General features: G+C 24.3%; 11 protein-coding genes and 1 tRNA gene. 7 read left to right on the plus strand and 5 right to left on the minus strand.

Annotated features, from left to right (window positions below):
• Window positions 1-742 precede the first annotated feature (742 nt).
• A complete protein-coding gene (locus MCRO_RS01405) occupies window positions 743-1,402 on the plus strand; it encodes a hypothetical protein (protein WP_013054256.1) in 660 nt (219 codons plus the stop codon).
• A gap of 262 nt (window positions 1,403-1,664) precedes the next feature.
• Entirely contained in the window at window positions 1,665-5,789 is a 4,125-nt protein-coding gene (locus MCRO_RS01410) for a hypothetical protein (protein WP_013054181.1), read from the plus strand.
• A gap of 47 nt (window positions 5,790-5,836) precedes the next feature.
• Here MCRO_RS01410 and MCRO_RS01415 read toward each other — a convergent pair whose 3' ends face one another.
• The 4 genes from MCRO_RS01415 to MCRO_RS01430 all read right to left on the minus strand — a co-directional run bounded on the left by MCRO_RS01415 (window position 5,837) and on the right by MCRO_RS01430 (window position 9,629).
• A complete protein-coding gene (locus MCRO_RS01415; RefSeq protein ID WP_013054802.1) occupies window positions 5,837-6,808 on the minus strand; it encodes a serine/threonine-protein kinase in 972 nt (323 codons plus the stop codon).
• A gap of 115 nt (window positions 6,809-6,923) precedes the next feature.
• Window positions 6,924-7,652: a glucosamine-6-phosphate deaminase gene (gene nagB / locus MCRO_RS01420; protein WP_013054689.1), complete on the minus strand. Its 729-nt coding sequence runs from the start codon at window positions 7,650-7,652 to the stop codon at window positions 6,924-6,926.
• Between the two features lie 2 nt (window positions 7,653-7,654).
• Window positions 7,655-8,761, minus strand: a complete 1,107-nt coding sequence (gene nagA, locus MCRO_RS01425; RefSeq protein ID WP_013054620.1) for an N-acetylglucosamine-6-phosphate deacetylase — start codon at window positions 8,759-8,761, stop codon at window positions 7,655-7,657.
• A 4-nt stretch (window positions 8,762-8,765) separates the two neighbouring features.
• Entirely contained in the window at window positions 8,766-9,629 is an 864-nt protein-coding gene (locus tag MCRO_RS01430) for an N-acetylmuramic acid 6-phosphate etherase (RefSeq protein ID WP_013054414.1), read from the minus strand.
• Between the two features lie 82 nt (window positions 9,630-9,711).
• On the opposite strand from MCRO_RS01430, the gene MCRO_RS01435 reads away from it, so the two are divergent.
• Genes MCRO_RS01435 through MCRO_RS01455 form a run of 5 tightly spaced genes read left to right on the plus strand, consistent with a single transcriptional unit; the run spans window position 9,712 to window position 15,910 of the window.
• Entirely contained in the window at window positions 9,712-11,232 is a 1,521-nt protein-coding gene (locus tag MCRO_RS01435; protein WP_013054390.1) for a phospholipase D-like domain-containing protein, read from the plus strand.
• 46 nt (window positions 11,233-11,278) lie between these two features.
• Entirely contained in the window at window positions 11,279-11,548 is a 270-nt protein-coding gene (locus MCRO_RS01440) for an HPr family phosphocarrier protein (RefSeq protein ID WP_013054290.1), read from the plus strand.
• Window positions 11,549-11,595: 47 nt separating this feature from the next.
• Window positions 11,596-12,570 carry an ABC transporter permease subunit gene (locus MCRO_RS01445; protein WP_041594021.1) on the plus strand — a complete coding sequence of 325 codons (975 nt, stop codon included), beginning with the start codon at window positions 11,596-11,598 and terminating at the stop codon, window positions 12,568-12,570.
• Window positions 12,563-13,654 (plus strand): ABC transporter permease subunit, encoded by a 1,092-nt coding sequence (locus MCRO_RS01450; RefSeq protein ID WP_013054558.1) that lies wholly within the window; start codon window positions 12,563-12,565, stop codon window positions 13,652-13,654. The genes MCRO_RS01445 and MCRO_RS01450 overlap by 8 nt, the downstream gene beginning before the upstream one ends.
• A gap of 9 nt (window positions 13,655-13,663) precedes the next feature.
• Complete coding sequence (locus tag MCRO_RS01455) at window positions 13,664-15,910, plus strand: OppA family ABC transporter substrate-binding lipoprotein (protein WP_013054773.1); 2,247 nt, start codon at window positions 13,664-13,666, stop codon at window positions 15,908-15,910.
• Window positions 15,911-15,943: 33 nt separating this feature from the next.
• Here MCRO_RS01455 and MCRO_RS01460 read toward each other — a convergent pair.
• Window positions 15,944-16,028 (minus strand) — tRNA-Leu (locus MCRO_RS01460).
• Between the last annotated feature and the right edge of the window lie 348 nt (window positions 16,029-16,376).

The raw sequence follows: 16,376 nt of genomic DNA on the forward strand, positions 1-16,376 counted from the left end.
TAAATCTATTCTTGTTAAATATATTAACGATGTTCTTGCAACTGCAAAAGAAAAAAGTAAATCGATACTTCCTGCTAAATATAATAACTTTATAAAAAATATAAAACAAATAGAAAATGATTTAATTTCAGTAGGAGATAAAATTGATGAGTCAGGATTATTAAGTTATAAGGAAAAAATTGATAAAGAAGTTGATTTAATCTATAATTTAAAGGAAGATTTATTAAAAATACTTACAAAAGAAAATAATAAACAAATTTATACAAATGAAAGTTGAAATATATATAAATCTAAAATAAATCAAACAATTGAATTTATCAAAGCAAAAGAAAAAATTACTTTTGAAGAATTTGAAAAAGAAGTTAATGAATTAGCAACGCTTGAAAAAAATGTACTCATTACTATCAGGTCTGTACTTCTTGAGTATATTAATGATTTAATTAAAGCTAAAAACTTCTCTGAATATACACCTATTTCAGAGCAACTTTACCAAAAAGCTGTTGATGAAAAACTGGCTATATTAAATAATCCTTCTTCAATTGTAAATATATTTACTGAAACATCAATAAAGGATGAATTTACAAAAGTAATAGAGCCTCTTCTTAAAAAGAATATTGATGAATATAACAATAAATTAAAAAATCTAAAAGAATATTCAGCCGATAACTTCACCGAAGAATCTTGAGAAAAATTCGATAAGGAAATCCTTAAAAAAGTTGAAGAAGCTACCTTCCTTTCAACAATGGACCAAGCAACTTATGTTCAAAAGACAAATGAATTAAAAACAATTGAAAGTGTTTTGGTTGCTTATAAAGACTTATTGATTAAGGAACTAAGTAAAAATATTAAAGAATATAGTGCTAAAAAAACTAAATATAGATCATCAGCATTCAAGAAATATAATAAATATTTTGTAAAACTTGAAAATAATGTTAAAGAACAGCCTAATATTAATAGAGATGTATATCACAACTATCAAGATGAATTAGGAAAAACAACAAATCTATTAACAAACTATTATGCAAACAGCAAAATGACATTTATTGAATACTTTATTTGAATATTATTTATTGGTACTTTAGGTGCGACTGGTTTCTTAGCATACTTACTAACTCTAAGAACACTTAAAAAAGTAAAAGCAAAACAAAAAGCAAAGATGCTAAATGATCAAAATCAAACATTATCAAATGATTGATATGGACCAAATAACAGTTCAAATGCTGGATTAATAGGAAACACTCAATCAGTACCTGTTCAACCACAAAACTTTACACAAATGAATGCACTTCCTGGAGTAAATAATCCTCAACCACAAGGCTACCCACAAGGACAACCAGGTTATGCTCAACCACAACAACCAAATAACACCCAAACTTTTGATGAAACAAACTTTAAAAAATAAATAAATTCTAAAATAAGAAAACCCTCTTTTGAGGGTTTTTGTATATTGAGACAATTTATATTTATCAAGCATTTATTAAAAGCAAAATATAAATTTATTGAAAATTAATATTTTAAATTAATTTAATTTTTATTAATATTTTCTTAAAAGTGAAAATTATTGAGAAATAATTAATAAATTTGTTTTTTTAAATAATTGGTTGAATATCTCGTAAATTGAAATAAATATTACAAAATAATATAATTATAGTGAAAGGATAATTATGACTAAAAAAATTAATAGAAAATTTTTGACTTTGTTATGTTCTTCTATATTTTTAGCTTCTTCTATTACTGTAGCAACTTCAGGTACAATAAAAGACCCATTTATAAAAAGAGATTTTATTCAATACCTTGATACAAAACACAGAAATGTTACAGGAAAGAAAGGGTATTATTATATAAAATCATATAAAGAATATTATTGAAAATATACAGCTTTATATGAGGAAGTATCTTCATTTGATGATGAAACTTTCACAGAAGATCTTTCTAGCCATTATACAACAATATATCAAAGAATTGAAGGTGGTCTAATTTGGAATAAGGACTATCTATTAAAAAATTCATTTAATTGAGATCTCGATTTTCTAAAATATTTCTCTACAGTTAAAGAGCAATGAGATGCTTTTACTAATGATAAAAAACAAAAAATAAATAATCAACGTTTTATTGCTAATGCTGCCTTAAAAACTTATGAAAGTGAGATTAATGATTTTAAAACAAATTTATTGTTAAGTAACAAAACATACAAGCAAACTTTACTAAATTATATCGATGAAATAAATAAAATAGATGATACATTTTATACTAGTACTTCTGTTAATGATTTCAACAGGGATATAGTTGATTTATTGAATAAAATAAATAAAACAGATTTAATTTATGTGTATGAATATAATGTTTTAAACAATCAAATACATGCAGTCAAAAATAAACTAGAGACTTACAAAAAAACAATTGAAAATATTTTTTTAGATGTATTCCCATACCAAAAGATATATTTTGATGAAACTTCTTTTGATCAATTTCAAGTTGTTATTAAAGGTTTAAAAGATAAATATACATCTCTTGTGAAACCTTCTAAAACAGATACGATAACATTAACTGCTGAAATATTACAAACTACACAAGAATTGGAAAAACATAGTTATAAAATACTTATGTCTAATTACATAAAAGCCTATGATAAAAACACTTTACTAGGTGTTATTGATTTAATAAATTTTAATCTTGAAGAAAAAGGTGTACATCCCGATAATTACAATCAAAATTTAAGCGAGATTAATGCTATATATAATGTTAATAATTCATCAGCTTCTTGTGATAAAAACACATATAACGAAAGAAAAGAACTAATAGATACTTGGGTTTTAAATAATCTTGTTTTTTATAAAGATAAAATATTAGCAAATATTAAAATATTTAAAGAATCACCTGAATTATTAGAATATACGGTTTTAGAAACAAAAACTACTGTTTTAAACGAACTTAACAATTATCAATATATTGTAGAGACTAAAACTACTGACACATTTAGAAATTCAGACTATGCCGATTATGAAACTAAAATAAATGAATGAAAACAAAAAATATTAACAGTTACTAATCATGATTATTTAATTAACTTGATAAAAAATACAAAAGACAAGGTTTATGCTAATGTTTCACCAGATAGAATTAATTCATTCATTGTTAAATTAGATAAGATAAATGAAGATATATTAAAACATAATCTTAAAATTAATCATGACTTATGTAAAAAATACAAAACTCAAATAAAAGAATTTGATGATTTAATATTAAGCAATAAGGAAAAAATTTATCAATTAATTTCTGAATGAAGTTTAAAAAGCAAATATTACACCATTCAATCATGAGTTGATTTTAGAGAGTTAATAACAAATATAAAAAATCAAATTAATCCTGATTCTTTTGTTGTTTCAGATGAATTGTTTGAACAATATAAAACACAAATAACGACTGCTTTAAATTCTTTGGTATCAAATAAATCTAAGCTAGATGAAATAATTGAACAAAAACTTTCTATTCAATCGACAAAATATACTCCAAATTCTTATGATAATTATTTAGTCAAAATTAAAGAACTAAAAATTTCATTAATAGGTTCTACAAATATTACAACAGATCAATTATCAGCAATAGAAATTCAAATAGCAAAATATGAAAAACTACTTGTTGAATATAAAAAACAATTATTAATTTTGATAGATAATAAGAAAAAGGCTGATATTAGTTTATATCCGGATTTTTCACAAGAAGAATATCTTAAAAAACTAGACTCGTTATTGACAAATATTAATAATGAAGCAGAGATAGATTTAATTAAGTTTAATGAATATGATACTTTAATTAATAATGCTAAAGAATTATTAAAAACTTATAAAGAGTTTCTTTTAATTGATGTATTAGAACTTGAAGCAATAGAAAAAAAATACTATTCTGAAGATTCGTTTAATCTCTTTTCTAATGATTTTAAAAATCAAAAGAATTTAATTGCTTTTGACTCATCAATAGATTTAACTAAATATCTAACATATAAAAATAATTTATCTAAAAGTAAAGAACTTTTAGTTTCATATAAAACATTATTAAACAAAGAAATAGAAAAAGTTGAACGTTTAGATAAAAATAACTACTGAGATGATTCATATAACAAATTAATAAACTATATAAATGAATTAAAGATCGAATATAATTCAATTGAAAATATTGAATTTATAAAATATAATGAACTTAAAATAAAAATTCATGATTTAATGGATAATCTTCAAGATCTTAAAATTGGTTTGAAAATATATATCAACACTAGAAAGAACGATGGTCAATTAATTTACTTCACAGAACAGTCTAAAGCTCAGTATCTTCAAAATCTTGATGTTCAATTATCATCAATAAATAATTCACCAATTAATTTTGATCGGGGACAATATAATAAGTACAAAGAATATATTGATAATCTCTCAACATCTCTTCAATCTAACAAGGAATGACTTATTAAACAAATTGCTATAGCAACAAATAATGTTGAGGAATTTCAAGTTTCTATATTGCCTGAAAAATACAAAAAGTTTTTAACGGATGTAAAAGCACTTAAAAAAGAAGTGGAAGATCAATTACAAATATCTATTAAACAAGCAAAGATATATGATGATAATTTAAATATCTTAGTAAGCTTAGTATGTGATTTAAAAAATTCCTTATTAAGTAAAATAGATTTTTATCTTAATGAAAAAGACTATCAAATATATCTTGGTTCAAGTGTATCTTTATTTAAAGATAAAATTAAGTTAAAAAAAACTTTTATCCAAAATAAAGATAAAATTTCATTTATTGAACACAACAAAATTATTGAGGAGATAGACATTTTAGAAATTTCATCATTGAAAACATTAAAAACCGATTTATTAATGAAAATTGAGAATCTAAATAAAAATAAAAACTTCCTTGAATATACTCCGCAATCAGAAAGTCAATATCATAAAGCAATTGATACTCAACTTGAAATTCTTAATAATCCAAATTCGTTAGTTAATCTAGATGTTTATACATCAATGAAAAATGAGTTAGAAAATTCTATTGAAAAAATGCTTATTAAAAATATTGATGATTATGCTCTTCAATTAGAAAAACAAATGGATCTTTCTAAAGATGATTATACTAGCGAATCATGAGAAAAATTTAATACTGAACTAAAAAAGAAAAATGATGAGTATTCATTCTTTACATCGTTAGACCAAATTAATTATCTAAGGTTGTCTAATGAATTAAATGGACTAAGTAAATTATTAATCACATATAAAGAGGTTCTTGAAAAAGAATTGATAAATAATCAAAAAGAGTATTCTTCTAATAAAGGCAAATATAGAAGTTCTGCATGCAAAAAATACGATAAATACTTTGAAAAATTAAAACATGAAGTCAATAACAAAATCATTATAAACAAAAATGATTACAATTCATATAAAGAAAAACTTAGTTCAACATCAAACTTATTAAATAATTATTATGTCAACAATAAAATGAGCTTTATGGAATATCTTGTATGGATTTTACTTATTGCAACAACAGCTGGAATAGGAGTATTAGTTTTCTTTATTAAAAAATCAATAAAGAAAAGAAAAAATGTTATATATCCCAATAATCAAGATGCATCATTGAATTTAGACCTGAGCAACCAACTACCCAACGAAACTTATCCAAATTACTTAGAAGCTTTACCAGAACCAGAACTAAACAATTACACTAATGTACAACTTGAACCATTAGAAACACATAATACTAATATAAAACCTAATTCAAACAAACCTAAGCGTCACAAGAAATAATTACTATTAAAATCCTTCTTGGTATCAAGGAGGATTTTTTGTTAATATTATTTATTAATCATAGAAAGTAAAATTACAACAATAATAAGAAACATGATTGAAATAGAGTATCATAAAAAATATAACATGATTTTACTGTTTTTTGACTTCCTTTGAGAAGGAAGATTTTTAGATAAGTATTCAATCTTTAAATATGTTTCTAAATCTTTATTAAAGTCAAATATGCAGCAATATCTATCATTTGGATTTTTGGCTGTAGCTTTATTAATTATCATTTCAAGCGTTTCGCTTACACCTTTTATATTTCTTAAACTAGGCATTCTATATCGCTTGTGCATTAATATAGTTTCGATTGGAGTACTGCCTTTAAACGGATACTTACCTGTTAACATTTCATAAATTAAAATGCCTAATGAATAAATATCAACAGCATTTGAAATGTTATTGCTATTTTCTATTGTTTCTGGTGCATTATAGTAAGAAGTACAAACGCTGTTTGGAACATTATTAACACTTTTTGAAGTGTCAAAAGAAATACCTAAGTCAATTATTTTTATTTTTTGATCATTTGTAATCATTATATTTTCAGATTTTATATCACGATGAATTATTCCTAGGTTATGAATTTTTGAAATACCATTTGCAATTTGGCGTGCATACATAATCGCTATTCTTGTCTCTATAAAACGATTTTCCTTAATTATTTCTTTTAGAGTTTTTCCTTCGATATATTCCATAACAAAATATTGCTCATTAAATGCGTTAATGTATTCATCAACTATGTATGGAAAATTTTTTGAATTAATTTTCTTGTGTAAAAATAATTCATTTCTAAATCTTAAAAGATTATCATTGTTATTGTCCTGCTTACGATACTTAAGAGCAAAATGATATTTATTTTTATCTAAGGTTTCAACCAAGTAAACTATAGCCATTCCGCCTATGCCTAATACTTTTAAAACCTTGTAATCTTTATAAACATTTGATCAACTAGGAGGGAAATGTTTGTAATCATTCATTTTTTTTCCTTTCACAGCATAGTAATATAATTTTACATAAATTAAAATTAAAAAATAAAAACACCTAAGTGTTTTAAGTTATGATTAAACGCTAAATTATTACTTAATTTTTAAATTATCTTTTTAATAAATTAGCCGCTTCTTCATCAATAATGAAAGTAACGTTTTGATGTGTTCTAAGAAAACTTGCTGGTACTTGTTCGGTCATATCACCATCTATACTATCATAAATAGCTCTTGCTTTATTAAGTCCACTTGCTAAAAGAATTATTTTCTTAGCTTCAAGAATTGTCCCAATTCCCATTGAAATAGCCGTTTTAGGAATATCATTAGGATTATCAAAGTATTGTTCATTTGAATTAATTGTACTTTTTGTTAATTTAACTTCTCTTGTTCTTCCTTCTTTTAAAGATCCTGGTTCATTAAAAGCGATATGAGCATTAGTTCCAATTCCTAGAATCATTAAGTCAATTCCTCCTTTTTGAGCAATTGTCTTTTCATATTCTTGTGCATTCTTTTCGATGTTTCCAATTCCGTTTGGAAAATTAATATTTGCTCTATCTATATCGATGTGATTAAATAGATTTTCATCCATAAAATAGTGATATGAACAATGATTTTTAGGATCTAAATTAACATATTCATCTAGGTTAAAACTAGTTACTCCTTTAAATGAAATTTCTTTTGATTTACATTTATCTATTAAGAACTTATATGTATCAATTGGTGTTGAACCGGTAGCGAAACAAATTTTAATATTTGGATTTTTCTTAATTTCCTTAGCAATTATATCTGCTGCTGTTCTTGACATTTCTTCATGGTTTTTTGTATAAAATATTGACATGATTACCTTTCTATTCTTCTTCCTTCAACATAAACATCTAATATGTTTAGTTCGTTATCCATTATAACTAAATCTGCAATGTAATTTTTCTTGATTTGAGCAGTATTTTTAAGATTACAATTTTTTGCTGCATTATATGAAGTCATCTTAACAATTTTGCTTAGTGGAACATTTAGAGAAGCTAAATTTTTGAAAGCATCATATAAACAAATTCCGCTTCCGGCAATAGTGTTTGTTCCATCTAAGGTTATTAATAAGCCTTTTTTATTGACAGGAATTCCACCTGAAATACTTTTACCGTCTTGACCATGAGCTGGTCTAATTGCGTCTGAAACACAAATAATTTTATTTGCTCCGCGATTTTTAATTGAAAACTCAACCGATTCTTTTGAGACGTGCATAAAATCAACAATTAATTCAACATATGGCTTTTTAACACTTAGTGCTGCTTGTAGCATTCCTGGATTACGTGAATCAACTCCACTCATTGCATTTCACATATGACATGTACATGAAGCACCCGCTGCATAAGCGGCTATACTTGTAGCATAATCTGCTGCTGAATGACCAATAGAAGGAATTATTCTATTAGACACTAGATATTTTACTATATCATTGTTCAAACGTGTTGGATCAAAAGAAATTTTTCGTAATGTATAATTTGAGCTTTCCATAATACTTTTTATATCATCCAATGTAGCAGTTCTCAATCATTCGAGTTTGTGGGCTCCTTTTTTTTCTGGTCCAATATATGGACCTTCAATATGTATCCCGATATTTTTGCATACCAAGTTTTTTGCTTTTGAAATGTTATTTAGTGATTTTAGAAACACTTGTCAATCAGCGGTCATGGCCGTAGGCATAAAAGATGTTATTCCGAAGCTTGCTAGTTTTTTTGAAATTCTTTCAACAGCTTCAGAACCATCCATTACATCATCTCCACCAAATCCATGAATGTGTGTGTCAATAAAACCTGGAACCAATATTCTTCTACCTTCACCATCTTTTTTTATTACTTGCTTTATTATATTATTTTCAATTACTACATCAGCATTTTTTATGATTTTATCATGATTTATAATTTTAACATTTTCAATTAATGTTTCCATATTACTAACCTATTATCTTTCTTAAATTTCCGTATGATCCTTGTTGACTATTTGAAGTAACAAATAACTTTTTAGCCATATCTAATGAAACGTTTTTTACTTTCATAATTATAGCAAGAGATACATTTTCCTCTGATGCTTTAAAAAATTTTTCTGCTTCATCAATATCACAATTTGCAATGGTCGAAATCATATTAAGACATCTAGTATATGTTTTAATATTATTAGGTTTTAAACCAACCATAAGTCCATTATAAACCTTCCCTAACTTAATAGCACTAATTGTTGAAATATTATTTAGTGCTATTTTTAATGCGGTTGCTGCTTTTAGTCTTGACGATCCTTCAATTAATTCAGTTCCTGTTTTTAGTGCGAGTTCAAAGTCTACAATTTTTGAAATATTTGAATTACATATACTGCAAATTAAAGCAGTTTTGCACCCTTTATCTTTAGCAAATAAAATTGCTTCATAAACATATTTTGTAGTTCCACTAGCACTCATTCCTATAATAAAATCATTTGGCATTAAATTTAGTTTTTCAAGCTCTTTAATAGCTAGTGAAGTATCATCTTCGGTTTCTTCATTATTTGTTAATACAGATTTATCTCCGCCACTAATTTGATATTTAAATCAATTTGATTCACCGAAAGTTGTTGCTATGTCTAAGGCATCAAGTAATCCTATCCTTCCACTTGTTCCAGCACCTATATAATATACTGAACCACCTTGGCTAATGCTTTTTATTGCTTGCTCAATTATAGCTTTTTGCTGTTTTTTAGAAACTTCAAGTGCTTTTATAACATCATATGTACTATTATTGAATGTTTCTACTAGTTCTTCAATTTCTAATTCGTCAATTTTTTTCATAATTCTCCCATTATTATTTTCTAATTTTATTTATTTTTGGTGAATTTAATATTCATTTGTAAAAAAATATATAATCATAACTATGAACAAGCATGCACTTAATTACTGAAAAGTTTGAATTATTTGAATATTAGAATTATTTATAGTTTTGTTATATATAACAGGAACTTTTTTACTTATTTTTATTGTAAGCTCGTATTATTTATTTTTAGCAATAATTGTATATTTTCTATTTAATGTTATCACAGGTAGTATTATTTTTAAACAACAAAGACAACACTCGTCAAGATTGAGTTGATTATTAATTACTATTCTTCTTCCGTTCATTGGGAATGTTTTATTTTTTACATTTGGATTAAGATATAAAAATAAGCGAGAAAGTAGCTTAATGGTTTCACAAGAATATAATTATTCAAATATTTTACAAGAAAATTTTGACAATTCATACTTTAATCAAAATTCTAAATTAAATAAAATACAAAGCATTAGTGAAACAATTAATATGCCTGCTAAATTTGAAATATTTAGTGAAGGTTATTATTTTTATAAAGAAATTTTTAAAGAAATAAAAAATGCTGAAAAATCAATCAACTTAGTGACTTATATTATTAAGCCATCTGAAACTTGTGATGAATTCATTAGTCTTTTAGAACAAAAGGCGGCTGACGGTGTTAAAATTAATTGATTAATTGATTCGTTTGGTGTTACTTTTATGTCAAAAAGAGCTCTTAAAAAACTTCTTTCATATCCCAATGTATCTATAAAATACATTGGAAAAATTTATTATCCATTTATTCATTCTGCAAGTTTTTATAGAAATCACCAAAAGTTTATTGTTATAGATAATACAAAAGTTTTTAGTGGTGGTAATAATATAAGTGATGAATATGCCTCGTTTTCAGCCAAATATGGACATTGAATTGATTTAAATTACACTATTGAGGGGACGTATGTCATCCAATATATTATTCACTTTGCTTTTTTATGAGATGTTTTTAAAAAAGAAAAAATCGATATAGATCATGATATAAATAGCATTTTAGCTAAAAATGTTCATAAAACAGATGATGCATTTTTGGTTTTTGACAGTCCAGTACTTAATTATTCAAGGGCTGAAAATTATTGAATTAAACTATTTTCAGAAGCTAAAAAATCTATAAAAATATCAACACCATATTTTTCTGTAACAGAATCACTTTGAAAACAACTTTTTATAGCAATTAAGTGTGGAATCGAAGTTGAAATATATTTTCCAGACTTACCTGACAAAAAACTTGTCCATGCTGTTGGAATAAGAACACTAAAAGATTTGAGTGATTTAGGTGCAAAAATTTATTTTTATAAAGACCATTTTTTACATTCTAAATTTGGAATTATTGATGATAACATTGCTTGAATGGGTACAAATAATTTTGATAGCAGATCAATGTTTGCTCAATATGAAACAATGGATATTGTTTCTGGGAATTCGGTTGTTAAACTAAATAAAATATTTGACGAATATAAATATCGAAGTGAATTATTTCAGAATAGTAAGTATTCAAAAATAAAATATAGCAAGATTAAAAAAATATTTTACAAGTTGATTAAACCACTAATATAATGGTATAATTAGAAAAACTTATTTTTAAATATATTTAGGAGATGAAATGAAAGAATTTACATGTACAATCATTGACCCAGCAGGACTTCATGCACGTCCAGCATCAATAATCGTAGGTACAGCCGGAAAATTTAAAAGTGATTCAAGAGTTGCTAGTGCAGGTAAAGAAGGTAATTTAAAATCTATTATGAACATCATGGCTTTAGGTGTTAAACATGGAACAGAAATTACAATCAAAGTATCTGGTGAAGATGAAGAAGTAGCAATTAAAGCAATTAAAGATGCGTTAATCACAAACAATTTAATTGAATCATAAAAAATAAAGCCGGGTACATTCTCGGCTTTTATTGTAGAAAAGAGCCAATGACAATTATAAAAATATTACTTAAGAAATTTTTCTTGATGCTAATAAGCATTTTAATTTTATTATCAATTAGTTATTTCTTAATAACTATCTTTATTGTTAAATCACCATACAATAATTCAAGTAATTCAATCTTGTTATCTTATTTAATTTACTTTTCAAATTTATTTAGATTTAACTTTGGTTCTATTTTTGATCCTACTATTTCCTTATCTTTTACAAATATACCATCTCTATTTTTTCAATATTTTAAGTGAAGTATTCTAATTGTTACAACAACATTTTTATTGGGCATATTTATCGGATATTCATTGGGCTCATTACTTTCTTATAAGAGCAATTCATCAACCATTTTATTTTTTAATTCTCTTACTTTTTCTTTTGCTGCTATACCACTATTTATTCTTGCTCCCATATTTATTAACGTAGCTGAGTTCTATAACATTCCTACGGTTTTTATTGATAATGATATTTTAAATTTTAAAGATTCTCTTTACTCTCTTATTGTTCCTATTTTACTTCTTTTATTAGGCAGTATTTCTACCTTTTCAAGTCTAACTCTTTCAACTATTACAGAAATATTAAAAACAGATTTTATTCTTTACATGAAAGCTTGTGGTATGAGTAAGTGAGGAATTTTTTGAAAAGGTATTTTTAGAAATTCTTGAACCAAACTTATTTCATTTGTTGTCCCTATTTTTACATCGCTTATTACATTTTCTTTAATAATCGAAAGAATTTTTCAAATTCCGGGACAAAGTATTATCTTAAACGTTATTTTTTCAAAAGGTGAAATCAACATAATTTTATTTTTAATTTTAATAAATGCATTAATCATTTTTACGATGCAACTTCTTGTTGAGTTTTTCCAAATACTCCTTGCCGCAAGTATTATAAGTAAAAATAAAAACCATTGATTTACTAAAAAAATTAAGATGAACAAACTATTTAAAAAGAAAGGAATTTATGAATAAAAATAAACTTTCTTTTGCAAAAAACAAATCAATTCAGACATGAGTAAATATTAATCCAAAAAGCCAATTAATCCAAACCTTTAATAGATTTTTTAATAAAAAAACAAATTATGTTCTTGTAAGCTTAACTATTTTAATTATGCTTTTAATAATATTTAGTTTAATATTCTATCCTTATTCACCTTCAAATAGTATTATAAATTCATCATTAATTTATAATTTGCCCCCAAAACATTCACCAAATGTTACTTTGACTCTAGAGAATGATCAACTATATCAAACAATTAAAGATATAGAATCAAATACTGATTTTAAATTATTAAGTGATGTAAAACACACTAGTTTTGTTACTATTACTTATAATTCTTATGATTTGATTAAATATGCTAATTACCTAGCAACTGGAGTTGAATTAAATATAAATTCTATTCTTGGAACAAACAGTTTAGGTATAGACAATTATAGTTTTTTTATACACTCGTTTGCCATAAGTGTTCTTATTACATTAAGCGCTGTTTTAATACAATTAGCATTAGGTAGTTTTTTAGGAGTTTTGATTGGATATTCAGCCAATAAATCTCTAAAAATTCCATATTATATTATTAGTTCTATTAGCACAGTTCCTTATATCATTATTGCTTTATTATTATTTAATTCTATAGGTTATAATCATTTAAAAGCATTGTTAATTTTAGGTTTTATAGGTATACCACAATTCTTCTTTAGTTCATATTCGTACACTCAAACAATAAAAAATCAAGAATATGTTTTAGCAAGTAAAGCAATTGGTGCAAACTATTTTAGAATTGTAATTATTCTTATTTGAAAGGAAGTTTTATTCAAGCAAATTTCACTTTTTAGTGAGAATGTTTCAATTACATTATTAATCTTGGCTTCATTAAGTTTCTTTAATGCAAAAGATATAAATCTATATTTAAACATCGGTAATGTTTTTAAACAAGTAATTGATAACTTTAAAAACTACTCATTCAGTTTAATGGTTATAATAATTACTGCTCTTTATATAATTCTTTTAAAGTTACTTGGTATAAACATTTATTTATCTCTTAATCCTAAAAATTAGAAAGGCAACATGAACAAAAAACAAGTTTTAAGAAATTTTTTATTAACTTCAACTATTGCTTGTGCTTCATCAAGCATGTTTTTTGTTTCATGCTCGAATCCTGGTAAAACAAGAAAAATAGATCAATATATAAAAAGTTTTAATTATCCGAATACTTTAAAAAGCAATAATTACGCTTTTAGTGAAAACAAAATTATTGAAAATGACACTGAAAATTTAGTTTTTGCACCACTTTTAAGTTATGAATACAAGGATAAAGTTATTTATGACTATGTAAATAGTTCAATTTCTGTTCCTACAAAAAAAATATTAAGGCTTAACTTACTAAAAGATATAGAAGTTTTTTGAGATGAAATTAATATAAAAACAAACAAACTTGAAGAAAAAAAACAAATTTATAACAGTGATGATTATAACCTTAGTCTCACTAAGCCAGATATAGGAATTAATTATTCAACTCCCATAATAACTGTTGAAAGTTTATCGACTCAATCTATTAATCATAGAATGTTTTTAAATAATATTAAAAGATCGAAAAGGGTTAAATTTAATTTAAAAGATAGTATTTTTTACAGTGATTCAAATGGTAATTTAACTTCATATAAATTACTAGCAAAAGATTTTTTAGTAGGTATAAATCAACAAAAAAATAGTGAAAGTTGAAAAAAAATTAAGAATTCATATGGGGTAGATTTATCAGATCAAAATAATTCATTAATAATGAACAATAATAAAAATTTATTAGACTTCTTTATTTCAGAACAACTAATTAAAAATTTAATGTTTAATCCTATTTCAACATTAAAAATTAGTGAAACAAATTCAACGTTTGATTCATATTCACCAACCTTAAAAGAAGCATTGTGAATAAGTGATTATATTCTTAATAAAAACGAATTAAATAAGCAAATTTTTATTAAGAATTTTAATAGTCCTAATAAATCCTTTGCAGAATCAAACAATAATTTAAGTAAAATAATTTTAAACTTTAATAGTATTTCAATTGATAATGAAACATACAGGCTACAAGCATTTAAATCATTTAGACAAAATCTTTTAAGCGAAGTTGATTATGATATTTTTAACTCACTTCAACAAAAGGAAATTAATAATTTTCCAGATGCTTATGGACTTACATTACAATTAAATAATTCATCGTTAACTAGTAATATTAATTCTCAATATAATCTACATTTTGACAAAAGTAAAAAATATGATTTCAATAATGCAGCTTCCTTATTAATCTATGATACAGCTTTAAAAGACTTAAGTAATAACTATGATATCTCTAATTTTACTAATAATAAATTCTCATTTTTATTTAGAAATTACTTAAAAGGACTGATAAATTATTCCGGTATTTTAAATATAATTAACCATAAAAATTATTGAAATAATATAGCTTTACCAACATTAATAATGAATGGAAAAGATAATGAATATTCTTCATATAAAAGTGCTAATGATGCTCATATTTGAGTGAATAAAGATACACAATTTTTATATAATAGTTCAGAAAAAATAATTACAACTGATTTTGATTTTGAAAAAAACATTAATTCTTTAGAGTCTCTAATCAACAACATTGAGAAAATTAAATCACCTAATTTTCTAATAATAAAAAAACAATTAGATTTACTAATTGAAGATTTTTACATACATTATAATCTTGCTCAAGATCAAAGAATAGAATTAACGATACCTTTATTTAGTCAAAGTAACGACTTTAATAATTTAGCAACTAAAAGCTTAAATAATCTTTTCAAAACGATTAATAAAAAATTAATAGTTACATTTAAATTGGCTGATGATAGTTATATTAAATTTAATAATTCATTAGTATCTAAAGTAAATTATTCATATATTAGTAACTCAATAGATTCTTACCTAGAATTAATTTGTAATAATGAATTATTATGTAATTCATTATTTAACTTTAATTTATTTTCTTTAGAACAATACAAAAAATTTAAAGAATATTTTTTAGATAGGTCAAATCTAACATATCAAAAAGTTGCAAATAACGAAAAGAATAAACGTGAATTAATATCATCATTAAAAACGTTTTTCAAAACACTAACGAATTTTGAGCAAGTTGAATTTATTAATGAATTATCGTTGATAAGCACAAGTCCTATTTCGTTAAACGTTATTAATACATCATCTTCTTTTAAAAAAGTTATTGTTAATAATAAACTTGAAAAACCACTTAACGATTTAGGTTTCAATAGGTTTCAGGATATTAAAATTTATTAAAAAAATAAAAAAACTTAGCTTTGCTAAGTAATCTGGTGCCCGAGACAGGACTTGAACCTGCATGAATTGCTTCACTAGATCCTTAGTCTAGCGTGTCTGCCATTTCCACCACTCGGGCAACTTTTACTATTTTACAATATTTTGCAAAAAAATAAAATTTTTATTTTATCTAATGCATTCTTGTTATAACTTCAATTTTAACTTTATTAGAATAGGATATTGACTATATATAGTATAAATGATTAAATAAATAACAATTATTATGATAAAAACAAAGTTAATTCATTAGTTTGTTGGTAATAATTGTTATTTTTAAATTATTTAAAAAGCGTTTGTTGTTGATTAATAAAAACATATAAATTGTAAAATCTATAAGTATAAAAATAATGGATATTTTATATTTAATAATTCAAAATAATATTTTATTTTATGAAAATAATAAAGTCAACAAGCATTAATTTTTATA

The organism is Mycoplasma crocodyli MP145 (genome assembly GCF_000025845.1).
In the GTDB taxonomy this organism is placed as follows: Bacteria; Bacillota_I; Bacilli_A; order Mycoplasmatales; family Metamycoplasmataceae; genus Mycoplasmopsis; species Mycoplasmopsis crocodyli.